The following is a 23,608-nucleotide window of genomic DNA, read 5'->3' as shown; positions in this document are numbered from 1 at the left end:
TTCATTCGGTGTGACGCTGGATGACTGGCAGGAGCTCGTCCTGCAGTCGGCGATGGGTGAGCGTTCTGACGGGACGTGGGCGGCGCAGCGCGTGGGCCTGAGTGCTCCGCGGCAGAACGGGAAGTCGCAGCTGATCGTGGCGCGTGCCCTGGCTGGGGCACTGCTCTTCGGTGAGACGACGATCATCATCTCCGCCCACCAGCAGGACACAGCGCGCGAGACGTTCGGGAAGTTCCTCGAGATCATCGAGGCGAGCCCGAGCCTCGAGGCGCGTCTGCGTGGCGGGAGCATCCGCACGGGCGTGATGAACGCGCTCAACCGGGAGTTCATCCGGTTCGCGAACGGCGCCAAGATCCAGTTCAAGGCGCGTGCGGCGTCGGGCGGCCGAGGCTTTTCGGCTGACCTGCTGTTCCTCGACGAGGCGCAGATCCTGTCTCAGCGTGCGTGGGCGTCGATCAACTCGACGATGTCGGCGCGGCCGAACCCGCAGATCTGGCTGCTCGGCACTCCGCCGACGCCGGAGGACGACGGCGAGGTCTTCGCCCGGGTGCGCCGCGGGGCGATGCAGGGCAAGTCCCCACGGTCGGCGTACCTCGAATGGAGCGACGACGGTGACCCTGCGCTCGAGGCAACGCGCGCGAGCGCGAACCCGGCCTGGCACACACGCATCAACCATGACGTCGTGCAGGGCGAGTTCGAGACGTACACCACTGAGCAGTTCCGGCTCGAGCGTCTGGGCGTGTGGACGTCGGACGTCGCTGGCTCGCGGCTCATCACGGCCGAGCAGTGGGAGGACACGGCGATCGACATCGCGCCTGAGGGCACGCGGTCGTTCGGTGTGGCTTTCTCGATGGACGGCACGAAGGTGTCCCTGGGCGGCGGTCGCAAGCACGACGACGGCGTGCACGTCGAGCTCGTGGACGCACTCACTGGCGACTTCGACGAGGGCCTGGGCGCGCTGGCTGACTGGCTGGCCGAGCGTCACCGTGACGTCGCAGGCATCGTGCTCTGCGGCCGGTCCGGTGCCTCGGCTCTGGCTGAGGAGCTCTACGCCCGCCGGGTCCCGCGCCGCAAGGTGATCGTGGCCACGAGCGCCCAATACTTCACGGCCTGCGCGATGTTCCACGTCGCGGTCAAGGCCGGTGACGTGACGCACCTCGACATCGAAGGGCAGAAGGTGCTCGACGACGCCATCGCGATCAGCGACAAGAAGCTGCGCGGGCAGGACGGCGCGTGGGGCTGGCGTGCCACCACGAAGGACGGCGACGAGACGCCCGTCGAGGCCGTGAGCCTGGCCCACTGGGCCGCCAAGACCATGAGACAGCGCGCGACCGGAGGGGGGGCGATGTTCGGATGACCACGACTCTCGAGCGCGACGACGCAGAGGCGATCGACGACGAGCTCACGCAGGTAGCGAGTGCCGCGATCCACGGTGCGCTGGCGGTCCGCGGCGGTCGGCTGCTCAAGCTCGACCGCTGGGACCGCTACCGCCGCGGCAAGGCCGGCATCCCCGAGGTTCCCGAGGGCTCCTCTGATGAGATCACGGAGATCGCGAACCTGTCTCCCATGAACATGTGCGGGGTCGTGGTCTCCACGTTCGTGCACGGTCTCGTCGTCGAGGGGTACCGCTCCCCTGACTCCAAGGACGACGAGCCGGCCTGGAAGATCTGGCAGACGAACGGTCTCGACGCTCGCCAGACCGAGGTGCATGACGGCGCGAACACCTACGGGTGGTCCTTCGCGTCCGTGCTCCCGGAGAGCAAGGGTGCCGACGAGGGCAAGCCGCGCATCGTGACCTGGTCGCCGAAGGACGTCGAGGCGGTCTATGACGACCCGCGCCGCGACGACTTCCCCACCTCCGCGACACTCTTCCGCGAGGTCGAGGGCGGCTGGTCTGTGCTGCTCGTCGACACCACCCACGTCCGGTCTGGTTTCATCCCCCGCAAGACCAACCGGAAGGGCAAGGCGAAGACGCCGGACGAGGTCCAGGACGTCTCGGAGCCGTGGGCACACGGGGCGACCTACCGCGGTCAGGCCGTCTGCCCGGTCATCCGGTTCATGAACGAGCTGCCTGCCGACGACTGCGACCCGCGTGGCGAGGTCGAGCCGCTCATCCACAACCAGCGCGCGATGAACTCGGTGAACTTCGACCGGCTCGTGGCGTCCCGGTCCTCGGTCTTCGAGCAGAAGGTCATCATCGGGTGGGCGGCCTCGAAGGAGCAGACGCTCAAGGCATCGGCTTCGCGCGTGTGGGCCTTCGAGGACCACCCCTCGGACCTGTCGGTGCAGTCGCTTCCGTCGTCTCCGATCACGCCGTACAACGAGTTGCTGCGGGAGATGAAGGAGCAGGTCGCCCTTGAGGCGTCCATCCCGATCTACCAGGCGACAGGCTCGGTGGCGAACGTCTCCGAGAACACCGTGGCCATGGTCGACAACGCCTACCAGCTCAAGCTGCGCGCCAAGCGGGACCTGCTCGGCGAGGCGTGGGAGCGGGTGCTGCGCGTGGCCGTCGCGATGGACGGCGGCGAGGAGCCGTCCGAGAGTGCCGAGGTTGTCTGGCGTGACACCCGGCCGCGGTCCACCGGTGTGGTGGCGGACGGGATCTCCAAGCTCGTCGCCGCCGGCGTGCCGGTCGAGGAACTCCTCGAGCTCGTGCCGGACTTCTCGCAGCAGAAGGTCGACGCGATCCGCAACGAGCTCCTGCGCAGCACCGGCCTGGCGCAGATCGATGCGATCACGGCGGCCATCCGCGAGGCACCTGCTGCTCCGATGCCCGCCTCGCCCACCGGTGCGGCAGTAGCGGCGCCGGCGGACACGAGTGCGCTCGACGACGCCGCGGTCCTCAAGGCGAAGTTCGATGCGCTCGGTGTCGCGGTGCGCGCTGGCGTGAAGCCGGAGTACGCCGCGAAAATGCTGGGGCTCGAGGGCATCGAGCTCACGGGCGCCGTACCGACGTCCCTCAAGATGCCGGGTGAGGACGCTGGCGGCGAGGTCGGGGCCTGATGCCTTCCTCCGCTGACACCGACCGTCTCAAGGAAGCGCAGGCGACGATCGTCGCTCTGGCCACCCGGGACCTCGAGGAGTTCTTCGCCTCGCTGGATCTGGACCGGCCGGAGCAGGCGCGCGATGCCCTGGCCGCGTACATGCCGCTGCTGATCCAGAGGTATGGGGCGGCCGTGGCGACCTTGGCGGCGGACTGGTACGACGACGTCCGCGCGCTCAACCGGATCGTGGGTCGCTTCCGTGCGGTCGCCGCGGCACCGCTCGTGACGGCGAGCGTGGAGGCGACGGTGCGGCGGACGATGGGCGCGGCATTCGCGCCCGCTGGCGCTGCTGCCGTCGCGGCCGGGGCTCTGCCGATCATCGGCGCGGCGGCGTCCTCGACGATCCTGCCAGCGCTGACGGACCCGATGACCAAGCTCGTCCTGGCGCCGTCGCGCGAGACGATCGTCGCCTCGACGATCGCGGACCCGAAGGCGTCCGGCTGGCAGCGGATCACCCGGGCCGGGTCGTGCAAGTTCTGCCGCATGCTCGCCGGCCGACCTGGCGCGGTCTACAAGGAGCGCACGGCGGACTTCGCAGCGCACGGCCACTGCAACTGCGCGGCGGCACCGTCATGGGACCGCTACGCGCCAGAGGTGGACGTCAAGCAGTACGTCGCCTCCGAGCGTCTGGACGGCGTGCGCAAGCGTGCCGCGGCCGGCGACAAGAAGGCCGCCGCGCAGATCGAGCGCCACACAGCCCGCGTCCGGGACTACCTCGCGGATATGAACGACTGATCTTCCGTCGCACGACGGAGACCCACACCCACCACCGCACGCCCCGCACGGGGTCGTGTGGCGATCCCGCACGGGAGGACACCATGCCTGACCCCATCGAAACCACTGCCACGACCGGCCCGGCCACCGCTCCTGCACAGGAGCCGACTGACTGGACCGCCGAGTCCCGCAAGTGGGAGGCGCGCGCCAAGGAGAACAAGGCCGCGGCCGACGAGCTCGCGGCCCTCAAGGCCTCGCAGCTCAGCGACGCACAGAAGGCCGAGAAGGCCCTCACCGACGCGCAGGCCGAGCTTGCGAAGTACCAGAAGCGCGACGAGGTCGCTGGCTGGGCGAAGGAGATCGCGAAGGACTCCCCTGTCCCGCCCGACGCTCTGCGCGGGGCCACCCGCGAGGAGCTCGAGGCACACCACACGCAGCTCGCCGCGCTCATCACCGGCAAGCCCGCGATCCCCAAGCCCGCAACGCCCCCGGGGAAGTCCCCGGCAGAGCGTGGCGGAGCGACCGGGTCTCGGGCGGCAGAGGCCGTGCGCGCATACCGCGCACGCGAGTAACCCCACAGACTCCCGCGAGGATCGACCTCGGCGGGCGAACCACGAAAGGAGTCAGCAATGGCTGACATCTCCCGTTCCGAGGTCGCTTCTCTCATCGCTGAGGAGTACGGCCCGGAGACCATCAAGTCCGCGATCGAGGGCAGCACGGCTCTTGCCGCGTTCCCCAAGGTCAACATGGGGACCAAGACCCGCAACCTCCCCGTGCTCGCGACCCTGCCCGAGGCCGAGTGGGTCGGCGAGTCCGCGACCGAGGCGTCCGGCGTCAAGCCCACCTCTCAGGTCACGTGGGCCAACAAGACCCTCGTCGCCGAGGAGATCGCCGTCATCGTGCCCGTGCACGAGAACGTGCTCGACGACGCAACCGAGGACATCCTCGCCGAGATCGCCAAGCTCGGCGGGCAGGCGATCGGCAAGAAGCTCGACCAGGCGGTCCTCTTCGGCATCGACAAGCCGGCCTCGTGGACGTCGCTCGCGCTCCTGCCTGCCGCCGTCGCGGCGGGCCACGCGTTCCAGGTGACCAGCGGAGTGGCGAACGAGAACGACCTCTTCGGTGCCATCGCTCAGGCTGCCGGTGCTGTCGCGCTGGACGGCTACGCGCCGGACACGCTGCTCGCATCCCTCGCCCTGCGGTGGCGCATGGCGAACCTCCGCGACGCTGACGGGAACCTCGCGTTCCGGGACGACTCCTTCGCGGGCTTCTCGACGTTCTTCAACAAGAACGGCGCGTGGGATCCGGCGGCCCTCGAGGCGCTCGTCGTGGACTCGTCCACGGTGCGCATCGGTGTCCGCCAGGACGTCACGGTGAAGTTCCTCGACCAGGCCACGGTCGGCGGCATCAACCTCGCCGAGCGCGACATGGTGGCACTGCGCTTCAAGGCGCGGTTCGCCTACGTCCTGGGCAACCCGGTCCAGGCCAACGGCGCGGTCGGCTCGCCGGTCGGCGCCGCGCTCCCCGCCGTGGTCATCCCCTGATGGCGCCGAGCTACCGGCACGTCGCGTCAGGGCGGGTAGTCGCGGTCCATGAGGACTCTCTGCTCGCCCGCCTCGTCGCAGCAGACGCCGGATACGAGGCCGTCGAGGAGACGGTCGCGGTGACCGAGCCGCCCATGCCGATCGGTGACGACGGCATCCCCGTGCTGACGCAGCCTGAGGAGCCGGCCGAAGAGGCTGGCCCCGAACAGGTCGTGACCGAGGCCGTCGAGGAGACGGTCGTCGAGAAGGAGGTCGAGGATGCTGGCATCAGTGACGGACGTGGCACGGCGCCTCGGACGCGAGCTCGACGACGCGGAGACGCAGCGGGCTGACGGCCTCCTCGAGGAGGCGAGCGTGCTGGTCGAGGAGTACCTCAACCTCACGCCCGCCCCTGTGCCCGACGCGGTCCGTGTGGTCACGAGCCGCATGGTCGCCCGGGTGCTGAGTGCGCCGAAGGGGGCGAGCGCCACGGCGCTCGCCCCCGGGCAGCTCTCCTCGCAGATGAGCATGGGTCCGTTCGGTCGGTCCGCGACCTACGAGCCGGGGTCAACCTCCGGCGGTCCGTGGCTCGAGTCGAAGGACAAGGCGACGCTGCGGCGGCACCGGCTCAACGGCGGCATGGTCTCCGTGGCGACGTCGAGTGAGCACACCGGGCGCTACCGGATGAGGTCCTGATGGAGCGCCTACCTGAGGAGTTCACGCCACACGTCGTGAACGTGCGGGACTTCGCCGAGAACACGGGCATGGGGTCGGGCTTCGGTCCGCCCCGGTCCGTGGTCGCGTTCGCCGAGGACGAGCAGAAGGTCGTGCGCAACCGTGACGGCGCCGAGGTCGTCTCGACGTCGCAGGTGACCGTCAACTTCGACGAGCTCGTCCCTGCTGGCTCTCTGGTCACGGTGTGGCCGGGTCTGCCTGGCGAGCGTGAGGCGGAGGTGCTGGCGATCGGCCGGCACGAGGCGCCCGGGTGGCCGGCCTACCAGACGCTGTCTCTGGCGTGACGAGGGGATGTCCGATGCGCTTCTACAGGCCGATCTTGGACGTCGTCGAGCGGGCCGCACAGGACGGTCTGCGGGAGGTCGCCGAGCACGTGCTCGAGGAGTCGAACCAGCGCACCCCGAAGGACGACGGCGACCTCATCGCATCGGGCGGCGTGGGCGTGGACGACCTCCGCGCCAACGTCGCCTACCGATCCTTCTACGCCATGTGGATGCACGAGCGCGTCGACTGGCAGCACGCGGACGGCGGCGAGGCGAAGTTCCTCGAGAACGCCGTCGAGGCAGAGCAGGGGAAGCTCCTGCAGATCATGGCTCGCGCCGCTCAGGAGGGCACCCGTGGATGACGCTGACCTGACGATCGCCGTGTGCCGGCTGCTCGCCGAACGCTGCGGGTGGGGCTGGCTCCCGGACGGCATCAACCCCGCGGCCCCCGTGCGCCTCTTCTACGGGCCGGTCGGGAGCGCCCCGGACGATGCCATCGGAGTCACTGTCTACGGCGGCACCGACAACCTCGTGGACGGGCTCACCACGCGCCGTGTGCAGCTCATGCACCGCGGCGCGAAGAACGCCCCTGATGGTGCGGACCGGCTCGCCACGCAGTCCTTCACGGCGCTGCAGGGACTGTCCCGCACGTCGGGCATCAACACCGCTTTCCGGCTGTCCTGGGCTCGCCTCGGCGCGGACGGGAACGGCCGCCAGGAGCGGTCGGACAACTACCAGATCATCATCGACAACGCGGAGGCGTAGACCATGGCACCCACATCCCCTTCGGTCCCGGCCGGGACCACGCTCGGCAAGTCCTACGAGTACGGGATCGACATCGACACCGCCTACCCCGGGGTCACCCCGGCGTGGCAGTCGGCGCGTCGCATCTCGGACCTGCAGCCAGGCATCACCCCGAAGACGCAGGACGCCCAGACCTACGACGACTTCGGATCGTCCAACGCCGACAAGGTCGGCGAGGACTGGGCGCTCAGCTTCAACGTCCTGGGCAACCGCTCGGTCACCACGGGCGAGTTCCTGCCCGAGGTGCAGGCGATCATCGACACCACGAAGCCTTCTGCCAAGGGCGAGGCCGCAGTCCTCCACATCCGCTACTACCACAAGCCCGAGTCCGGCACCCCGGACCCGAGCGACGCCTACGAGGGCTACGCCACGGTCGCTGTGTCGCGTGCCAACGCGGGCGCTGACGGTGCGGTCGAGCGCCTCTCGGTGACCCTCACCGGGAAGGGCCCGCGGCTCGAGATCACGAACCCCTTCGAGGGCTGGGTCCCTGAGCCCCCGGTCGGCGGATGACCGTCGACTTCTCGGCGTGGGCGGTTCCCCCGCTCACGCTCTCGCTGGGCGAGCGCACCTACTCGGTGCGCCCGCCCAGCGTGGGCGACATGGGGAAGCTGCTCGCATGTGCCGTGCGCGCCGAGGTCAACCTCGGGCTCGTCAAGGGCCCCATCTCCCCCGGCATCCAGGCCGTCCTGGACACCATCGGCCCGACCGACCGCCCCGCACTCGGGGACGAGGTCTACGAGCAGATGGTCGCTGACGGCCAGCACCCCACAGCGATCGACCGCATGGGCTACTACGCGGTCCTGTACTGGGCGCGCGGCAAGTCCTATGCCGACGCCATTGCGACGCTGCTGTGGACCCCGCGCGTGAGACCTGAGGGTACCCGGGAAGTGGACGACCTCGCGGGAAAAGCGCAGCCGACCTCACCCCGGAGCAGTGGGCGAGGTTCGGGGTCGGCGAACCGATCGACGAAGACGAGCAAGGCCTCCCGATCTACGCGGACTACCGGCTCCCGGCGCACCTGAACACCACCCAGCCGGACCGACCCAAGGGCCCGCGGCTCGATGACTCGTGGACTGCGATCACCGGTCACTGGGGCGCGGTCGTGGCGGACCTCTCGGAGATCCACCACCTCGACCTGTTCGACCCTGCGGTCCAGAGCCGTCCGTGGCTCGGGGTGCGCACGATGATCTACGACCTCCTGACCGACCCGCGCAGCAGGCTGCGCCGAGCTCTCCCCCGGAGGTAGCACGATGGCTGGACTGCGCGCTGGCACCCTCGAGTTCCTGTTCACCGCGAACACGACCGACGTCGAGCAGGCTGAGGTCCGTGTCCGTCAGATCGGCCAGCGGATCGAGCGGAACCCCGCCGAGGTCCAGGTCACCGCGGACGCCACGGACGCACTGGCCGGCATGGACCGCGTCGAGGATGCGGCCCGGCGGCTCGTGTCCCAGGACGTCATCACCCGCGTCGAGGCCGACATCTCCCAGGCCCAGGCAGAGTCCGACAGGCTCCGCGGAGAGCTCGACTACCTGCGGGCCGTCGAGACCAGCGTCGAGGTGTCCGCCGACATCACCCGTGCCGAGGACCGCCTTGCCCGCGTGGACCGCTCCCTGCAGGGGCTCAACTCCGCGCGCGCCACGATGGAGGTGGACGCGGACACGTCCGGCGCCGAGGGCGCCCTCGAGGACATCGCCTCGACGGCCGGCGAAGCGGGCGCTGAGGGTGGCGAGGCAGCCGGAGGTGGGCTCTCGGCCGGCATCATCACCGCGCTGGTCGGCATCCCCTTCGCCGGCGCCGTGATCGGCGTGGGCGTCGCCATCGGCAAGTCGCTCATGGACGGCATCAGCGACGGCCTGCAGGTCGAGGTCCGCCAGGACCGGCTGCAGGCACTCACCGGGATGTCGAAGGAAGACGCGATCGTCATGGGCCGATCCGCTGGGGAGGCCTACGCGAACGTCTTCGGCGAGAGCATCGAGTCAAACATGGACACCGCACGTATCGCCGTGCAGTCCGGGATGCTCGACCCCACCGCGACCCAGCGCGACTCCCAGCTCATGATCCAGTCCCTGTCCGGGATCTCTGACGTCCTCGGCGAGGAAGTACTGCCGATCAGCCAGGCCGTGACCACGATGCTGCGCACCGGGATCGTGAAGAGCGCCGACGAGGCGTTCGACGTCATCGCCGCAGGCGCCCGGAATGGTGTCAACCTCCACGAGGATCTCCTCGAGACGATGACCGAGTTCCCCGCCCTCTTCGACCGCCTTGGCCTGACCGCTGATGAAGCGATGGGCCTGATGAACCAGGGCCTCGAGGGCGGAGCGTGGAACGCCGGTCTCGTGGCAGACGCTCTCAAGGAGTTCCAAATCCGGGCGACCGATGCGAGCGAAGCGTCGGCTGCAGGGTTTGAGGCCATCGGTCTCAACGCCGCGGAGATGACCACCCAGATCGCATCAGGTGGCGAGGGCGCTCGTGATGGGCTCGAGCTGGTCATTGACAAGCTGAACGAGATGGAAGACCCGGTCGCGCGGAACGCCGCAGGGGCGGCACTATTCGGCACGCAGTGGGAAGACCTTGGGTCTGCCTTCGCATCGCTCGACCTGACCACGGCGGTCGACTCGCTCGGTCAAGTCGAGGGCGCGGCCAAGCTAATGTTCGACACGCTCGCTGGCAACGACGCGTCCAAGATCGAGCAGGCCAAGCGCAACATCGAGGTCGCCGCGGACGGCATCAAGGGCGCCCTGGCCGCAGCCTTCTCTGACCCGATGGGCGAGTTCGCGGACTGGGTCTCGAGCAACCGCGGCCCGCTGACGGAGTTCCTGCTCGACCTCGCCAACGGCGCGATCGAGTTCGGTATCGCCATGGTGGAGACGGCAGCCTCGGCAACCGTGGGTATCGGCGGATTCATCTCGGGACCGATGGCCGACATGGTCGAGTCCATCGCCGACGCACTCGACGCGACCGCCGCGCTCGGGTCAATGATGGGGCCCGTCTTCGGTTTCATCTTCGACGCAGGCACGGGGGGCGACGAGTTCCGCGACCTCGCGGACGGGATGCGCGAAGTCGAGGGGTCAACTCAGGCGACCGCCGACACCATGCGCGCCGAGCTGCTCGAGAAAGGGCTCATCCCCGCGCAAGAGCGCATGAACGAGTGGGGCACAGGTGTCGTCGCGATGGGCTACCTCAACGACGCGACACTCGTCCTCGCGCAGACGGTCGGCGCACTGGGGTACGCCGCGGATGGCACGGCCCTCTCACTCGATGGCTTCGACGGCGCGAACATCCTCACGGCCGCCAGTGGGGCCGAGCTCGAGGCGCAACTCCTCGCGTCCGTCGCCGCACTTGACGCCGAGGCCGCTGCCGCCGCGACCGCTGGCGAAGGTCAGGGTGAACTGACGGTCCGCTACAACGCGGGCCGCGACGCGCTCATCAACCAGCTCTCGGCGATGGGCATGACGGCCGAGCAGGCGCAGGTCTTGGCGGACAAGTACCTCGCCGTCCCAGGCGGGGTGAATACGTCCATCACCTCGAACGCGCCCGAGCGAACCACGCAGGTCGACGGCCTCACGCTGGCAATCTCGCAGTTGCCGGACGGGACGTTCTCGGTCTCGGCGACTGGGCTCTCCAACGCCCTGACCCAGGCTCAGGCACTGAACACGACGTTGAACACGATCAACGGGAAGACCGCCACAGCCGCGGTCACGATGAAGCAGTACGGGCAGGCCGCGATGCATGACGGTGGCGTGCTCGAGTTCATGGCGCAGGGCGGGGTGCGGGGGCTGACTCCGATGTCGTCCGTGGCGCAGGTCGTCCCGGCGAGCACGTGGCGCGTGGTCGGTGACAGGTCCGACGTGCCCGAGGCGTACATCCCACTCGACGGGTCGGCGCGGTCCATGGCGATCCTCGCCGAGACCATGCAGCGCATGGGCGTCACGCCGATGGCAGCCGGCGGCATCACGGCACCGGCCACCGCAGCACCCGCTGCCCCGGCGATCTATGTCCAGAACCCGTTCACAGGTGAGTACCTCCTCGCTCAGGTACGCGTCGAGGCGGGGCGGGTCATGACCGGGCGGACCACACCTCTGAGCGAAGGGCGGGCATCATGGTGAACGACGTCCTGACCTTCGAGCTCGTCGGCCCCGCAGGGTCGGTCACCTTCCACGGCCGCGCCATGGGTGGATCGCCTGGCGTCACCGCGCTGGCCGGCCTGGCGGGCACGGGCCTCGCCCCTCGCCAGGTCCAGTGGTTCGAGGGCGCCGGGGACGGGGCAAGGTGGCGCGGGTCCCGCACCGGCCTGCGCACCATCCCGATGCGGATCGACATCATCGGCCCAGACCGCACTGCGCTGCTCGCTGAACTTGGCCTCTTCGCCCTGCTCCTGGACCAGAACGCGGAGCAGCCGAGGCTGCGCCTGATCGAGCCGTCCGGGGACGCGTGGTCGACGCAGGTCGTGTTCGTCGCGGGCCTGGACGACTGGGCATGGGGAGTGGACACAGACGGACGCACGCGTGTGCGCACGAGCCTGACCCTGCAGTCCGGCGACCCGCACTGGACCCGGGAGACGGCTTCGGATTTCGAGGTGCGTGTGACGTCGTCGGGCCGCGGCCTGCTGCCGAAGCTCAGCCGTCTGCGCCTCACATCGTCGCAGGCGATGGGGTCGCGCACCGTGGAGTCCCCCGGTGACACGGTGGCCTATCCGGTGTGGTCGATCACGGGGCCGGGGTCCAACCCGACGCTGACCGGCGCGGGCGGTGAGGTGCTGCGGTGGGAGGGGACTCTCTCCGCGGGTGAGGTTCTGACGATCGACACCCAGCGGAACACGGTCGTCGACCAGACGGGCGCGAACAGGTACGACAAGCTCGCCGCCGCGCCGCGGTTCTGGTCCATTCGCCCCGGCACCTCCACCGTCTCAGTGACGATGGACGGCGCCACCACGGCATCCCGGATCACGTGCGCGTGGCGACCTCGAAGGCAGGTGATGATCTGATGCGACTCTCTGACCTGACCGTCGAGGTCCGCGACAAGACCCTCAAGCGGTGGGGTGCGATCGACCCGGACCTCCTCGTGCTCGAGGGCACCGTCCGCCACTGCGGGGTCGGATCGTGGACGCTGACGCTCCCGGCCGATCACGACCTCGTGCCACTGCTGCGCACGCCGGGCTCGGGGATCCTGGTCACCGGCCGCCAGGATGTCCTGTGGTCCGGGCCGACCACCAATCCCGCGCTGTCCGTCTCGGCGGACGACCCGCACGGCACAGTGACGATCACCGGCGAGACCGACGACGTGATCCTCGCGGACGCGCTCGCCTGGCCGACGCCGGGTGCAGCGATCGGTGCGCAGGGTGGGCATGACACCCGCACGGGCCCGGCCGAGACGGTGATGCGCGCCTACGTGAACGCGAACGTGGGCCCGGGTGGGGCGCTCGCTCGGCGGGGGCTGCTCGCGCAGAAGCTCACGCTCGCCCCGGACCTTGGCCGTGGCATCACCGTCGTGAAGAACGCTCGCTTCCCGGTGCTCGCGGACCTGCTCACCGAGATCGCGACCGTCGCCGGTCTGGGCTGGCGGGTCGTGCAGCACGGCGAGGTGCTGGTCTTCGAGGTCTACCAGATCGCCGACCGGTCCCGGTTCGTGCGCTTCGACATCGCCAACGGCACCCTCTCCTCGCAGTCCGTGGAGCAGTCCCCGCCCGAGCACACGCACGTCATCGTCGGAGGGCAGGACGAGCTCGCGGCGCGGACCCTCATCGAGCGCACCTCGCCGGCGTCGCTGGCGGGCATGTCCGAGTGGGGCCGGCGCCGGGAGTTCTTCCGAGACCAGCGCCAGACCGACGACCTGCTCGAGCTGCAGCAGGCCGGCGACGAGATCCTCGCCGAGTCCGGCTTCACCGCGACCGCCGTCAAGGCGCTCCCCAGCGATGACCAGACGATGCTCTACGGCACGGACTGGCACGAAGGCGACCGTGTGACCGTGGTGGTCGACGGCCAGGAGACCACCTCGACCGTGACCGCGGTGTCCCTGTCGGTCGGGAGGTCCGGCGTGCGGGTCGGCGCGGACATCGGTGACGTGTCCGGCTTCGACCCGACGTCGTCCATGAGCCGGCGTGTCGACGACACCGAGACTCGAGTCTCCCAGCTCGAGCGCAACGCCGAAGCGGGGTCTACGACCCCCACGTGGCGGGACATGGTCGTGGCCCCAGCATGGGTCAAGAACTCTCCCGGCGGGGCCCTCCGCCTCTCGCTGTGGCAGGGCCGCGGGCACCTCGCCGGGAACCGTGTCTATCCGACCGCTGCGTTCACGGCCTCACCGGGCACGGACTACATGATCGCGTCAGCGGACCTTGCTTGGATGTCCATCCTCCCCGGCACGGCCGTCTTTATCACTGCGATGGGGTTCTCGGGCACCGGGGTGCCGTTCCTCGCCCCGCTCTACATGACCGCGGCCGGCCTGTTGTGGTGGCGCCCCAGTGCGTCCGTGAGCATGGGAACCACGGGGTACATCACGATCCCCCACACGGCGTACTGGCCAGCCGGCACCCCCTGACCCATCTTCTCCTCACACCCGCGGCGTCGCTGACGGGTGCCTGACCCACGCCTGAAAGGCGGACCCCATGGCGATCACCGCGTTCCCCTTCGATGGGCAAGACACGACCGAGGCCCAGTACTCGGCCTTCTTCCGCGAGCTGCAGGACTCCGGCGTCATCGGGGGCTTCGGTGATGCGTCACTGCGGGTGACCGCGGACTCCACCGGGATGCAGGTCAAGATCGCGCCCGGGTCGGCGATCCTGCGGGGGCACTGCCTCATCTCCACCGCGATCGAGACCCGGACGGTCCCGGCCGCCGCCGCCCAGCCGCGCATCGATGCAGTGGTGGCACGCCTGGACCCGGCCACGGACTCGATCACCCTGATCGTCCTGCCCGGCGCACCGGCCACCAACCCGGCGCCCCCGACCCTGCAGCAGACGGAGACCGGGCAGTGGGATCTGCTGCTCGCCCTGGTGACGGTGGCCGCCGGCACCGCGACCATCGCGGCCGGGGCGGTCGCTGAGCGGCGCCCGTGGATCGGGCAGCGCGTCGGTGCATGGTCCGTTGACACCCGTCCCACCTCCCCGCGTCGGGGGCGCCTCGGACTCAACACCACGACCAGCGCGTGGGAGTGGCACAACGGGTCCGCGTGGGTTGACCTCGCCCCCGTGGTGACCTGGACAGCGGTCACCGGCAAGCCGGGCACCTTCGCCCCGTCAGCGCACGGGCACACCATCGCAGAGGTCGCGGGGCTCACCGAGGCCTTCGCCTCCCGAGACGCCCAGATCGCGGGCCGCGCACTCACCAACCACCAGCACTACATCAGCTCCATCCTGACCAACGACGGCACGGAGCAGTACACCGCCGCGCTGCAGCGGACCTTGGACGCGAACGCCTACGACCGCGCCGACATCCGCGCCGCGGCTTCCTCCGCGCAGACCCAAGCAGCGCAGGCCTACTCCCTGGCCGCGGGCAAGGCGAACGCCTGGGGTGGGGACGCCAACACCGTCCGGTACGCCCCGGGCCCGAACTCCGGGTCCTACGGGCGGTCCGTCTCCGGCGGCGGGTTCTTCCAGTGCTGGATGGACGACTCCCTCCAGTTTGGGCGCAACACCAGCTCGCGCCGCTACAAGGAGGACATCGCCGACCACCAGATCGACCCAGCCGCGGTGCTCGCCCTGCGACCGGTCTCCTACCACCGCATCGGCTCCAACGAGCGCTATGAGTACGGGCTGATCGCCGAGGACGTCCACGCCGCCGGTGTCCCTGAGATCGTCACCTGGTACGCCCCCCTCGACACCGACGACGACGGCGAGCCGATCCCCGGCACACCCAGCACCGCGCCCGTCATCGACGGCGTGCGCTACGACCTGCTGGCCGTCGCGCTCCTTGAGGTGTGCAAAGCCCAGCAGACCCAGATCGACGCACTCACCGCCCGCCTCGACGCCATCGAGGAGGGGTGAGCATGGATCCCCAGGTCGCCGTCGCCATCATCGTCCAGGCGGGGGCAGTCGTCTCCGTACTCCTCTCTCAGAACCGCAAGCTCCGGAGCATCGGCGAGGACGCCCGCGAGGCGCGCGACCAGACGGCGAACTCCCACGGCACCAACCTCCGCGACGACATCGACCTCATTCGCGACGACGTGCGGCGCATCGGCGCTGACGTCCGGGCGCTGCACACCGATGACGCCGAGCTCGGGGACACGATGTCGCGCGGGCAGGTCCGAGCGCAGCGGGCACTCAACGCTGCAATCGACGACCGCAACGAGCAGATCGACCACGTGCGCCAGGAGATCCCCGTCATCGTGCGGCGTGGCATCGCCCAGCACGTCGCTGACTGCCCGCTACGCAACGGCACGGCGGGGGGTGCGTGATGGCCGCCTACCACCTCGCCCCCGCGCTCGTCCGGCTCCGGTCCGAGATCAACACACTCTGGCCCGGGCGCGACCGAACGTCAGATGGCTGGATCGGGGACACGTCCCACGCGGCCCGACCCTCCGATCACAATCCAGCGCCGCCCGCTGGCATCGTCCGCGCGATCGACGTCGACAAGGACGGCATGGACGCTCGGGCGCTCATCGCGTGCGCCATCCAGGACTCCCGCGTCGAGTACATCATCCATGCCGGATTGATCTACCAGCGGTCGCGTGGATTCGAGCCCCGCGCCTACACCGGCGTCAACGCTCACCACGGGCACGTGCACATCAGCGTCCGTCACAACGCCGCGCTGGAGACCTCCACTGCACCATGGGGCCTCGCCGTGGTGGCCGCATCGCCCGTCGGAAGTGGCGCGGGCACCGGCACCTCGACCGGCCTGCGCCCTGCGCCGCCGATCACCATCGCACCCATCACCCCGCAGGAGGGCTTTCTCATGGCACTCACCCACGACGACCAGGTCGAGGCGCTGCGCATCCTGCGCAACCTCAACGCCCAGGTCACCGGCGCAGACGGGCAGCACCCATCGATCGCGTCCCGGGTCATCGCGATCGAGGGGCAGGTGACCGGCCTGCCTGACGCCCTCGCCGCCCTGCCCAACTCTGTGCTGATGACGCCCGTCTCCGGGGCCGACCCGGCCACTGGCCAGATCCAGACCCACCCCGCCGCGTCGTGGCTCACCGTCATGGCGTTCCGTGTCGCCGCCGCGCAGTCGCCGGCTGCCGTCGTCGATGCGATCCCTGCCGAGATCGCACGCGCGGTCCTCGATGAACTCACCCGCCGACTGGAAGGCTGACCCATGAGCCTCACCCCCGCTCGCCGCCGCTACATCTACGGCGTCGCCATCGCGCTCCTGCCCCTGCTCATCGCGTTGGGCTACGTGACCGAGTCGCTGGCCCCGCTGATCGTCGCGGCACTCGGCGCGATCCTCGTCCCCGAGCTCGCGCGCCGCAACGTCACCACGCCCGCCGAGCTCGACCCGGACGAGCGCTCGATCATCGACGACATCCGCGCCATCGAAGGCCGCCCACCCCTGGCTTGACCCGCACGACCAGCGCCCGTCCACCCTCACCGGTGGGCGGGCGCTTTCGTCACGTGCCGAGCCGCCCGTCCGCGCTCGCCAGCATCGGCCGCTCGCCTCAACCGCCGAAGTCCGGTTAGTCGCGCTCGACTAGACTGCCCCAAGTTGACTTGGCGCCGTCAATAGTGCTCTCGGTTTATCAACGTCACGAGTGCATAACGATCCCAGAGACGTTCGAGCGACCCGGAACGTCCGACGGCCCACCAGCCAGGCCGTGAGCCGATCCCGAGCTGGGGGTGGTGGGCACCTCGGCGCGGGGGTCGCTCAAGGGGCAGGGGTTGATTCGCTGGGATCAAGGCGTGGGGGTTGAGGGGGATGGCGCGAGCGCGCAAAAGGCCCCGCACATGTAGCCCGTGCGGGGCCTCTGCGTGTCCACGATGCCCCTCGATGTGGACAGGGCGTGTGGACGTGGGGTGTACGATCGGGCATAACCCCAGGTCAGACAGGGTGGAGGTGCGGGGAATCGAACCCCGGTCCGATGGCGCAAATCGAGGACTTCTCCGTGCGCAGTCCGCTAGGGATTTTCTCGGCCTCAGCACTCTCGCGGACAAGTAGCTGACAGGCCCAGTTGTCTAAGAGTCCCTGCAACGCCAACAACAAACGTTACAAGCAGTGGCTTCCTAGATGACGCTAGGAACCAGAGCGGAAGCTACCCTGGGCTAACGGACTTCAGAACTCGCTCAAGCGGCGAGTGCGAAGTCGGTGCGCTTGGAATCGGCACCTATTGTTTTGCAGACATCGTTTACGAGATAAGTCTGCATTCTCGGCACGCTTCTCCTCGAAACACGACCACCGTCGAAACCGATCACCCCCTGTGCAGTTTTCAAGCACTCACCACGCGGTCAGGACCGCCCAGCGAGTAGTGCCACTGTACTTGATCAACACGGCTCGGCGCACGGATATTTCCGGCGCCTGGCCAGACGGTCCCCACCACGCGGCGGAGACGCCTCGTGCGAGGTCAGCAGCGGATCAGCGGATCGGCCAATCGGCCGATCAGCGAATCTCACGCTGGCGGATCGCGCGGTGCGCCTCGCGGTTGTCCTGCTGCTCACGCAGGGTGTGCCGCTTGTCGTACTCCTTCTTGCCGCGGGCCACCGCGATCTCGACCTTCGCGCGGCCGTCGAGGAAGTACATCTGCAGCGGGACGAGCGTGAACCCCTTCTCGCGGGTCTTCTGCTCGAGCCGCTCGATCTCCTCGCGGTGCAGCAGCAGCTTGCGCTTACGACGCGGGGCGTGGTTGGTCCACGTCCCGTGGGCGTACTCCGAGATGTGCGCACCCTCGAGCCAGGCCTCGCCGCCCTCGATCGTGCAGTAGCCGTCCACGAGCGAGGCACGCCCGGCGCGCAGCGCCTTGACCTCGGTCCCGGAGAGGACCATCCCGGCCTCCAGGACGTCCTCGATCGCGTAGTCGTGGCGGGCCTTCTTGTTGCTCGCGATGAGCGAGCGCACGGGTCCGGTCGCCGACGGTGCCTTCTTGGACCGCTGGGGTGAGCCGTCCGGGACCATGTACATCTTTTCCTTGGCCATCACACCTCCTCAGGGGTCCAACTCGTAGGCCACGAGCAGATCCAGGGTAGTTCACCGTTCCCCGGCGATCGAGCCATTATCCTCAGAGCATCGTCATCGGGTCGACCGTGGAACCGTTGACGTACACCTCGAAGTGCAGGTGGCAGGCCGTACCCAGGCCCGTGTTGCCGGAGTAGCCGACGAGGTCGCCCTTGGACACGGACGTGCCGGCCGACACCGCGAAGCTCGTGAGGTGGTTGTAGCTGCTCATGAGGTTCGCCCCGTTGACCGTCCCGTGGTTGAGGAGGACCTGGTTGCCGAACCCGGAGCGGCTCTTGGCCCATTGGACCGTGCCGCTCGCCCCGGCGTAGATCGCCGTGCCGCAGTACGCCCGGAAGTCGGTCCCGGCGTGCAGCCGGTAGTAGTTGAGTACCGGGTGCAGCCGCATGCCGTAGCTGGAGGTGATGTGGGGGACGGCCGTCGGATAGGAGAAGTACCCCCGGCCACCCGAGGGCGGAGCAACCGGGGCGACCGGTGCCACCGGGGCGGGCGGGGAGACGGTCCCGCCGCCTCCGCCACCACCGGTGCTGGGCTTGGGCTTGGCCGCTTCGGCCTTGGCTGCCGCGGCTCTGTCCGCCGCGGCCTTCTCCGCGGCCGCCTTCTCCGCAGCCAGCTTCTCCGCGGCGATGCGCGCCCGCTCGATCTCCTGGAGGCCGATGATGTCCTGGATGTCGGCGGTCAACGAAGCGCTCTGGCCCTCGAGCTCGTCCTGTCGGACCTGCTCAGCGGTCTTGCGGTCTTCGATGACCTGCTTCTTCACGGCCTGGTCGACGATGAGCCGCTCGACCTCTGCCTTGGCCGAGGCCGCCGCAGTCTGGGCCTCGTCGGCCTCGACGACCTTGGCGTCGGCCGCGGTCTTGAGGTCGGAGATCGCGACCTTGACCGCAGCGAGGCGCACCTCGTTGTTCTTGGTCACGGCTGCCGTCTGGCGCAGCGAGTCGAGCGACGCGGTCTGGGTCCGCATGGCCGTGGTGGACATGTTGTATTGGTTGATGAAGTCGTCCGTGCTCTGCGCACCAACGACCAGCTCCACCCCAGACATGCCCATGTCCCCGCGGGCGGCCTGGCGGGCCATCTCCGCGACGCCGTTGCGTGCGTCTGTGGCGGCCGTCGCGTTCGTCGCGATCTCGGCGGTCAGTGTCGCTTCCTCCGCCTCCGCGTCGGTGAGCCGCAGCGCCAAGGAGTCGGCCTCACGCTGGGCCGTCTCGAGCGTCGCGGTCGCCTGGGCGAGGGTCGCCTCCGCAACCGGCAGCTGGTTCTCGATGGTCTGCAGGTCGACGTAGGCCTGGGCGAGCGCGGCGTCTGTCTCGGACAGGTCGGCATTCACCTGGTCGAGCGCGGCGGCCGCGGCCTCCTGCTGACGCTTGGCCTCGGCGAGGCGGTCGTCGAGGTCGTTCGCGGTCGCCGCCGTGAAGGTCAGTCCGCCGAAGACCGCGACGGTGAGCAGGGAGGCGAGCAGAGCGGTCAGCCGTGATCTCAGGCGAGGCATGTCACACCTTCGTGTAGCGGCTCAGGGTGACGATCGAGGAGATCGCCGCCAGCAGGAACGCGACGCCCACGAGGATCGGGGCGATGACCCAGACGTCGCTGGTGGTCACGTAGGGGATCCACTGGACGGACTGGCCGAGCCAGTCCTCGATGAGGAACCGCACGCCCAACCACAGCCCGCCCATGGACAGCAGCGCCCCGACCGTGGCCGCGATCGCCCCCTCGAGCATGAACGGCAGCTGGATGAAGAAGTTCGACGCGCCGACCAGCCGCATGATCCCGGTCTCGCGCTTGCGGCTCAGGGCGGAGAGCCGGATGGTCGTGGTGATGAGCAGGACCGCGGCGAGCAGCATGACGCCGGCCAGCCCGGCGGAGAGCAGCGTGGCCCGGTTGAGCACGAGGAACAGCGGCTCGAAGATCTGGCGCTGGTCGCTGACCTCCTCGACGCCGGGTCTCCCGCTGAGGACGTCGTTGATCACCTGGTACTGCTCGGGGTCGGTGAGCTTGATCCGGAAGGACGCGTTCATGTCGTCCTTGGTCAGCGCGTCGAACCACCACCGGTCGGCGTACACCTCGGAGAAGGCGACCCACGCCTCGTCCTTGCTCTCGAAGGCCGAGCTGTGGACCTCGCGCGCGACGTCGGGCTGCTCGAGCAGCGCTTCGATCGCGCCGATCTGCTCCTGCGTGGCCTCTCCCCCGGCGCAGGTCGGCTTCGTCGATCCCTGCGGGCACAGGAAGACGGAGATCTCGACCTTGTCGTACCACTCGCCCTTGAGCTTGGTGATCTGCATCTGGGTGAGCACCGCTGCGCCGACGAAGGTCAGCGAGACGAAGGTGACGAGGATGACCGAGACGGTCATCGACAGGTTGCGCCGGAGACCGATCCCGATCTCGGACAGGATGAACTGGAAACGCACGTGTAGTCCCCTTAGCGGGCTGAGCCGTAGACGCCACGAGACTGGTCACGGACCAGCTCGCCGGTGGACAGTTCGATGACGCGCTTGCGCATCTGGTCGACGATCTCGTCGTCGTGGGTGGCCATGACCACGGTGGTGCCGGTGCGGTTGATCCGGTCCAGCAGGCGCATGATCCCCAGCGACGTGGTCGGGTCGAGGTTTCCGGTCGGCTCGTCGCAGAGCAGGATCGAGGGGCGGTTGACGAAGGCGCGGGCGATCGCCACGCGCTGCTGCTCACCACCGGAGAGCTCGTGCGGGCGGCGCTTCTCCTTGCCGGCCAGCCCCACCATCTCCAGCGTCTCGGGCACGGTCGTCATGATGTGGTGGCGTGGTCTGCCGATCACCTGCAGCGCGAAGGCGACGTTCTCGAAGACGGTCTTGGTCGGCAGCAGGCGGAAGTCCTGGAACACCGCACCGATCTGGCGGCGCAGCATGGGCACCTTCCAGTTCGACAGGGTCTGCAGGTTGCGACCGGCCACGTGGACGTTCCCCGAGGTGGCGCGCTCCTCGCGGAGCACCAGGCGCAGGAACGTCGACTTTCCCGAGCCGGAGGCGCCCACGAGGAACACGAACTCGCCGCGCTCGACCTCGAGCGAGACGTCGTCGAGCGCAGGACGTGCGCCGCGCGCATAGACCTTGCTGACGTTTTCAAGACGAATCACAGCTGATGACCAGTTTCGGTTCGGGGGGCGCGACGTAAGCCGCTGGTCGCTTCGAGGGTAGTCACGGCGGTCGGTGATCACGGCACGGACACGCCGCTACGGCCCACGCCGGTCACCCACCCCCACTGATCGCGGGGCCCCCGAGCAGCTGCTACTCGGTCGGCTTGGACCGGCGCCAGCGGATGCCGGCCTCGATGAAGTCGTCGATCTCGCCGTCGAACACCGCGGAGGTGTTGCCCACCTCGTGCTCGGTCCGCAGGTCCTTGACCATCTGGTAGGGCTGGAGGACGTAGGAGCGCATCTGGTCGCCCCAGCTCGCCTTGACGTCCCCGGCCATCTCCTTCTTCATCGCCTTCTCCTGCGCCTGGCGCTCCAGGAGCAGCCGGGACTGGAGCACGCGCATGGCGGCGGCGCGGTTCTGGATCTGGGACTTCTCGTTCTGCATGGACACCACGATCCCGCTGGGGATGTGGGTCAGGCGGACGGCGGAGTCGGTCGTGTTGACGGACTGCCCACCGGGGCCGGAGGAGCGGAAGACGTCGACGCGGATCTCGTTGTCGGGGATGTCCACGTGGTCGGTCGCCTCGATCAGCGGGATGACCTCGACGGCCGCGAAGGACGTCTGGCGGCGGCCCTGGTTGTCGAAGGGGGAGATCCGCACGAGGCGGTGTGTGCCGGCCTCCACGGACAGGTTGCCGAACGCGTAGGGGGCCTTGACCTCGAAGGTCGCGGACTTCAGCCCCGCCTCCTCGGCGTAGGAGGTGTCCAGGACGGCGGTCGGGTAGCCGTGGCGCTCTGCCCAGCGCAGGTACATGCGCATGAGCATCTCGGCGAAGTCGGCCGCGTCGACACCACCGGCGCCGGCGCGGATGCTCACGACGGCCTCGCGGGCGTCCCACTCCCCCGACAGCAGCGTGCGGACCTCGAGGTTGCCCAGGTCGCGGCGGATCGCGGCAAGGTCCTTCTCGGCCTCGGCGATCGTCTCGACGTCGTCGGCCCCGTCGCCCTCGGTCGCCATCTCCACGAGGACCTCGAGCTCGTCGATGCGGGCTTCCATGTTCGTGATCCGGTCGAGCTCGGACTGCGCCTGGGACAGGGCGGTGGTCACCTTCTGGGCCGCGTCGGTGTCGTCCCACAGGTCAGGGGCGGACGCCTGCTCCGAGAGCTCGGAGATGCGGATCTTCAGCGCCTCGGGGTCTGTCACGGCGCTGATGGTCGCCAGGGTGCCGCGCAGGGCGCTGATCGCAGATGCAAAGTCGGTAGTAGCCACGGTTGTCAAGGTTACGCGACGCAGCGCGGGGGCGTGGCGTCGGGGTCAAACCTCAGTGGAACACATCGAAGACAAGCTCGATCGCGATACTGACGAACTCGGCGAAGCCGCGTCGGCGACGGGGGCGACGGGGACGGCGGGGACGGCGGGGACGGCGGGGACGGCGCCGCAGGTTGATCGGCACGGGGTCACAGCAGGGGCACGCCCAACCGCTGTCGATGGGGAGTTTCCGTGGCATCACCGGACGGGCGACGGCCGGGCACCCTGGTGAGGGTGCCCGGCCAGCCGATGTTGGTGTCTCGCCCGAGTGGCGCTGCGGGTCAGGACACCGCGTGCGCGGCCATGAGCGCCTGGGCCAGGGCGACCGAGGACCCCGGGTTCTGACCGGTGTAGAGGTTCCGGTCGGTCTCGATGTGCACACTGAACGGATCGACCTCGACGAAGTCCGCGCCGAGCTCGACCAGACGCGACTGCACGAGCCATGACGCCTTGTCTGCCAGCCCGCCGATGCGCTCCTCCTCATCGGTGAACCCGGTCATGCGGTACCCGGCGAAGGGCCAGCTGCCGTCCTCACGAAGGGAGGCGAGCATCGCCGCAGGCGCGTGGCAGACGACCCCGACCGGCATCCCGGAGTCCAGGGCTCGGGTGAGCAGCCGCCCCGAGGTCTCGTCGATCGCGAGGTCTTCCATCGGTCCGTGGCCGCCGGGGTAGAACACGACGTCGAACTCGGTCGGGTCCAGGCCGTCCAGGCTCACCGGGTGGGCGAGTTGGTCGGAGATGGAGTCCAGGTATGCGGAGATCTTGGCCGCGCGGTCTTCGCCGCCGGCGTTGTCCGGGGTGAGGCTGCCCGCGTCGACCGTGGGTGCCACGCCTGCCGGGGTGGCGACGGTGATGTCCCAGCCCGCCTCGGTGAAGAGGCGGTGCGGTTCAGCCAGCTCCTCGGCCCAGTACCCCGTGGGATGAAGGGAGCCGTCGGCGAGGGTCCAGTGGTCCGCAGCGCTGACGACGAACAGAGCAGTGCTCATGATGTCTCCTTGAGGTGTGGGAGCA

Annotated in this window: 26 protein-coding genes and 1 other RNA gene; 20 read left to right on the top strand and 7 right to left on the bottom strand. The window is 69.2% G+C overall.

From position 1 onward, the window contains the following. The first annotated feature begins 10 nt into the window (after positions 1-10). The 20 genes from ACWA15_RS06135 to ACWA15_RS06040 all read left to right on the top strand — a co-directional run bounded on the left by ACWA15_RS06135 (position 11) and on the right by ACWA15_RS06040 (position 16,577). Positions 11-1,357 (top strand): terminase large subunit domain-containing protein, encoded by a 1,347-nt coding sequence (locus ACWA15_RS06135; protein ID WP_464058560.1) that lies wholly within the window; start codon positions 11-13, stop codon positions 1,355-1,357. Further along, on the top strand, positions 1,354-3,003 hold the full coding sequence (locus ACWA15_RS06130) for a phage portal protein (protein ID WP_464058559.1): 1,650 nt from the start codon (positions 1,354-1,356) through the stop codon (positions 3,001-3,003). Before ACWA15_RS06135 ends, ACWA15_RS06130 begins: the two co-directional genes overlap by 4 nt. Beyond that, on the top strand, positions 3,003-3,779 hold the full coding sequence (locus tag ACWA15_RS06125) for a VG15 protein (protein WP_464058557.1): 777 nt from the start codon (positions 3,003-3,005) through the stop codon (positions 3,777-3,779). Before ACWA15_RS06130 ends, ACWA15_RS06125 begins: the two co-directional genes overlap by 1 nt. 83 nt (positions 3,780-3,862) lie before the next feature. Continuing rightward, positions 3,863-4,330, top strand: coding sequence for a hypothetical protein (locus ACWA15_RS06120; RefSeq protein WP_464058556.1), 468 nt, complete (start codon positions 3,863-3,865; stop codon positions 4,328-4,330). 57 nt (positions 4,331-4,387) lie between these two features. After that, positions 4,388-5,302, top strand: a complete 915-nt coding sequence (locus tag ACWA15_RS06115; protein ID WP_464058554.1) for a phage major capsid protein — start codon at positions 4,388-4,390, stop codon at positions 5,300-5,302. Further along, entirely contained in the window at positions 5,302-5,634 is a 333-nt protein-coding gene (locus ACWA15_RS06110) for a hypothetical protein (RefSeq protein ID WP_464058553.1), read from the top strand. Before ACWA15_RS06115 ends, ACWA15_RS06110 begins: the two co-directional genes overlap by 1 nt. Next, positions 5,561-5,977 carry a hypothetical protein gene (locus ACWA15_RS06105; RefSeq protein ID WP_464058552.1) on the top strand — a complete coding sequence of 139 codons (417 nt, stop codon included), beginning with the start codon at positions 5,561-5,563 and terminating at the stop codon, positions 5,975-5,977. Before ACWA15_RS06110 ends, ACWA15_RS06105 begins: the two co-directional genes overlap by 74 nt. Continuing rightward, entirely contained in the window at positions 5,977-6,300 is a 324-nt protein-coding gene (locus ACWA15_RS06100) for a hypothetical protein (RefSeq protein WP_464058551.1), read from the top strand. Before ACWA15_RS06105 ends, ACWA15_RS06100 begins: the two co-directional genes overlap by 1 nt. 14 nt (positions 6,301-6,314) lie before the next feature. Continuing rightward, on the top strand, positions 6,315-6,641 hold the full coding sequence (locus ACWA15_RS06095) for a hypothetical protein (RefSeq protein WP_464058549.1): 327 nt from the start codon (positions 6,315-6,317) through the stop codon (positions 6,639-6,641). Further along, positions 6,634-7,044, top strand: coding sequence for a minor capsid protein (locus ACWA15_RS06090; RefSeq protein WP_464058548.1), 411 nt, complete (start codon positions 6,634-6,636; stop codon positions 7,042-7,044). Before ACWA15_RS06095 ends, ACWA15_RS06090 begins: the two co-directional genes overlap by 8 nt. Before the next feature lie 3 nt (positions 7,045-7,047). Beyond that, on the top strand, positions 7,048-7,593 hold the full coding sequence (locus ACWA15_RS06085; protein ID WP_464058547.1) for a phage tail tube protein: 546 nt from the start codon (positions 7,048-7,050) through the stop codon (positions 7,591-7,593). Further along, positions 7,590-8,105 carry a DUF7426 family protein gene (locus ACWA15_RS06080; protein WP_464058546.1) on the top strand — a complete coding sequence of 172 codons (516 nt, stop codon included), beginning with the start codon at positions 7,590-7,592 and terminating at the stop codon, positions 8,103-8,105. The genes ACWA15_RS06085 and ACWA15_RS06080 overlap by 4 nt, the downstream gene beginning before the upstream one ends. 80 nt (positions 8,106-8,185) lie before the next feature. Then, positions 8,186-8,329 (top strand): hypothetical protein, encoded by a 144-nt coding sequence (locus ACWA15_RS06075; RefSeq protein ID WP_464058545.1) that lies wholly within the window; start codon positions 8,186-8,188, stop codon positions 8,327-8,329. A 4-nt stretch (positions 8,330-8,333) separates the two neighbouring features. Then, on the top strand, positions 8,334-11,189 hold the full coding sequence (locus ACWA15_RS06070) for a phage tail tape measure protein (protein ID WP_464058544.1): 2,856 nt from the start codon (positions 8,334-8,336) through the stop codon (positions 11,187-11,189). Then, positions 11,183-12,067: a phage distal tail protein gene (locus ACWA15_RS06065; RefSeq protein WP_464058543.1), complete on the top strand. Its 885-nt coding sequence runs from the start codon at positions 11,183-11,185 to the stop codon at positions 12,065-12,067. Before ACWA15_RS06070 ends, ACWA15_RS06065 begins: the two co-directional genes overlap by 7 nt. Then, positions 12,067-13,620, top strand: coding sequence for a siphovirus ReqiPepy6 Gp37-like family protein (locus ACWA15_RS06060; protein ID WP_464058542.1), 1,554 nt, complete (start codon positions 12,067-12,069; stop codon positions 13,618-13,620). Before ACWA15_RS06065 ends, ACWA15_RS06060 begins: the two co-directional genes overlap by 1 nt. Positions 13,621-13,687: 67 nt before the next feature. Further along, positions 13,688-15,064 (top strand): tail fiber domain-containing protein, encoded by a 1,377-nt coding sequence (locus tag ACWA15_RS06055; RefSeq protein WP_464058541.1) that lies wholly within the window; start codon positions 13,688-13,690, stop codon positions 15,062-15,064. Positions 15,065-15,066: 2 nt separating this feature from the next. Then, a complete protein-coding gene (locus ACWA15_RS06050; RefSeq protein WP_464058540.1) occupies positions 15,067-15,474 on the top strand; it encodes a hypothetical protein in 408 nt (135 codons plus the stop codon). Next, on the top strand, positions 15,474-16,331 hold the full coding sequence (locus tag ACWA15_RS06045; protein ID WP_464058539.1) for a hypothetical protein: 858 nt from the start codon (positions 15,474-15,476) through the stop codon (positions 16,329-16,331). Before ACWA15_RS06050 ends, ACWA15_RS06045 begins: the two co-directional genes overlap by 1 nt. Positions 16,332-16,334: 3 nt before the next feature. Further along, positions 16,335-16,577: a hypothetical protein gene (locus ACWA15_RS06040; protein WP_464058538.1), complete on the top strand. Its 243-nt coding sequence runs from the start codon at positions 16,335-16,337 to the stop codon at positions 16,575-16,577. A 484-nt stretch (positions 16,578-17,061) separates the two neighbouring features. On the opposite strand, the gene ssrA is transcribed toward ACWA15_RS06040, so the two are convergent. The 7 genes from ssrA to ACWA15_RS06005 all read right to left on the bottom strand — a co-directional run bounded on the left by ssrA (position 17,062) and on the right by ACWA15_RS06005 (position 23,583). After that, positions 17,062-17,429: a transfer-messenger RNA gene (ssrA, locus tag ACWA15_RS06035) on the bottom strand. 180 nt (positions 17,430-17,609) lie between these two features. Continuing rightward, the gene (smpB, locus tag ACWA15_RS06030) at positions 17,610-18,122 is read right to left on the bottom strand and encodes an SsrA-binding protein SmpB (protein WP_464059427.1); all 513 of its coding nucleotides are present in this window, start codon (positions 18,120-18,122) and stop codon (positions 17,610-17,612) included. Between the two features lie 103 nt (positions 18,123-18,225). Continuing rightward, the gene (locus ACWA15_RS06025; RefSeq protein WP_464058537.1) at positions 18,226-19,671 is read right to left on the bottom strand and encodes a peptidoglycan DD-metalloendopeptidase family protein; all 1,446 of its coding nucleotides are present in this window, start codon (positions 19,669-19,671) and stop codon (positions 18,226-18,228) included. Between the two features lies 1 nt (position 19,672). Continuing rightward, the gene (ftsX, locus tag ACWA15_RS06020; protein ID WP_464058535.1) at positions 19,673-20,587 is read right to left on the bottom strand and encodes a permease-like cell division protein FtsX; all 915 of its coding nucleotides are present in this window, start codon (positions 20,585-20,587) and stop codon (positions 19,673-19,675) included. 11 nt (positions 20,588-20,598) lie between these two features. Continuing rightward, on the bottom strand, positions 20,599-21,288 hold the full coding sequence (gene ftsE / locus ACWA15_RS06015; RefSeq protein WP_464058534.1) for a cell division ATP-binding protein FtsE: 690 nt from the start codon (positions 21,286-21,288) through the stop codon (positions 20,599-20,601). 151 nt (positions 21,289-21,439) lie between these two features. After that, a complete protein-coding gene (gene prfB / locus ACWA15_RS06010) occupies positions 21,440-22,558 on the bottom strand; it encodes a peptide chain release factor 2 (RefSeq protein WP_464058532.1) in 1,119 nt (372 codons plus the stop codon). 320 nt (positions 22,559-22,878) lie between these two features. Continuing rightward, positions 22,879-23,583, bottom strand: a complete 705-nt coding sequence (locus ACWA15_RS06005) for a type 1 glutamine amidotransferase domain-containing protein (protein WP_464058530.1) — start codon at positions 23,581-23,583, stop codon at positions 22,879-22,881. Positions 23,584-23,608 lie beyond the last annotated feature (25 nt).

It is taken from the genome of Sanguibacter sp. TS_SC_8 (genome assembly GCF_055361235.1).
The sequence above is the reverse complement of the archived record's forward strand: the minus strand, read 5'-3'. Positions and strand labels throughout refer to the sequence as shown.

What these genes read in the sequence shown, in the direction of transcription:
- ACWA15_RS06095 (WP_464058549.1), top strand. Translation starts at nt 6,315, where the DNA reads ATGCGCTTCTACAGGCCGATCTTGGACGTCGTCGAGCGGGCCGCACAG.
- ACWA15_RS06070 (WP_464058544.1), top strand. Translation starts at nt 8,334, where the DNA reads ATGGCTGGACTGCGCGCTGGCACCCTCGAGTTCCTGTTCACCGCGAAC.
- ACWA15_RS06055 (WP_464058541.1), top strand. Translation starts at nt 13,688, where the DNA reads ATGGCGATCACCGCGTTCCCCTTCGATGGGCAAGACACGACCGAGGCC.
- ACWA15_RS06025 (WP_464058537.1), bottom strand. Translation starts at nt 19,671, where the DNA reads ATGCCTCGCCTGAGATCACGGCTGACCGCTCTGCTCGCCTCCCTGCTC.
- ACWA15_RS06100 (WP_464058551.1), top strand. Translation starts at nt 5,977, where the DNA reads ATGGAGCGCCTACCTGAGGAGTTCACGCCACACGTCGTGAACGTGCGG.
- ACWA15_RS06045 (WP_464058539.1), top strand. Translation starts at nt 15,474, where the DNA reads ATGGCCGCCTACCACCTCGCCCCCGCGCTCGTCCGGCTCCGGTCCGAG.
- ACWA15_RS06085 (WP_464058547.1), top strand. Translation starts at nt 7,048, where the DNA reads ATGGCACCCACATCCCCTTCGGTCCCGGCCGGGACCACGCTCGGCAAG.
- ACWA15_RS06105 (WP_464058552.1), top strand. Translation starts at nt 5,561, where the DNA reads ATGCTGGCATCAGTGACGGACGTGGCACGGCGCCTCGGACGCGAGCTC.
- ACWA15_RS06040 (WP_464058538.1), top strand. Translation starts at nt 16,335, where the DNA reads ATGAGCCTCACCCCCGCTCGCCGCCGCTACATCTACGGCGTCGCCATC.
- ACWA15_RS06080 (WP_464058546.1), top strand. Translation starts at nt 7,590, where the DNA reads ATGACCGTCGACTTCTCGGCGTGGGCGGTTCCCCCGCTCACGCTCTCG.
- ACWA15_RS06060 (WP_464058542.1), top strand. Translation starts at nt 12,067, where the DNA reads ATGCGACTCTCTGACCTGACCGTCGAGGTCCGCGACAAGACCCTCAAG.
- ACWA15_RS06120 (WP_464058556.1), top strand. Translation starts at nt 3,863, where the DNA reads ATGCCTGACCCCATCGAAACCACTGCCACGACCGGCCCGGCCACCGCT.
- ACWA15_RS06130 (WP_464058559.1), top strand. Translation starts at nt 1,354, where the DNA reads ATGACCACGACTCTCGAGCGCGACGACGCAGAGGCGATCGACGACGAG.
- ACWA15_RS06065 (WP_464058543.1), top strand. Translation starts at nt 11,183, where the DNA reads ATGGTGAACGACGTCCTGACCTTCGAGCTCGTCGGCCCCGCAGGGTCG.
- ACWA15_RS06110 (WP_464058553.1), top strand. Translation starts at nt 5,302, where the DNA reads ATGGCGCCGAGCTACCGGCACGTCGCGTCAGGGCGGGTAGTCGCGGTC.
- ACWA15_RS06050 (WP_464058540.1), top strand. Translation starts at nt 15,067, where the DNA reads ATGGATCCCCAGGTCGCCGTCGCCATCATCGTCCAGGCGGGGGCAGTC.
- ACWA15_RS06125 (WP_464058557.1), top strand. Translation starts at nt 3,003, where the DNA reads ATGCCTTCCTCCGCTGACACCGACCGTCTCAAGGAAGCGCAGGCGACG.
- ACWA15_RS06115 (WP_464058554.1), top strand. Translation starts at nt 4,388, where the DNA reads ATGGCTGACATCTCCCGTTCCGAGGTCGCTTCTCTCATCGCTGAGGAG.
- smpB (WP_464059427.1), bottom strand. Translation starts at nt 18,122, where the DNA reads ATGGTCCCGGACGGCTCACCCCAGCGGTCCAAGAAGGCACCGTCGGCG.
- ACWA15_RS06005 (WP_464058530.1), bottom strand. Translation starts at nt 23,583, where the DNA reads ATGAGCACTGCTCTGTTCGTCGTCAGCGCTGCGGACCACTGGACCCTC.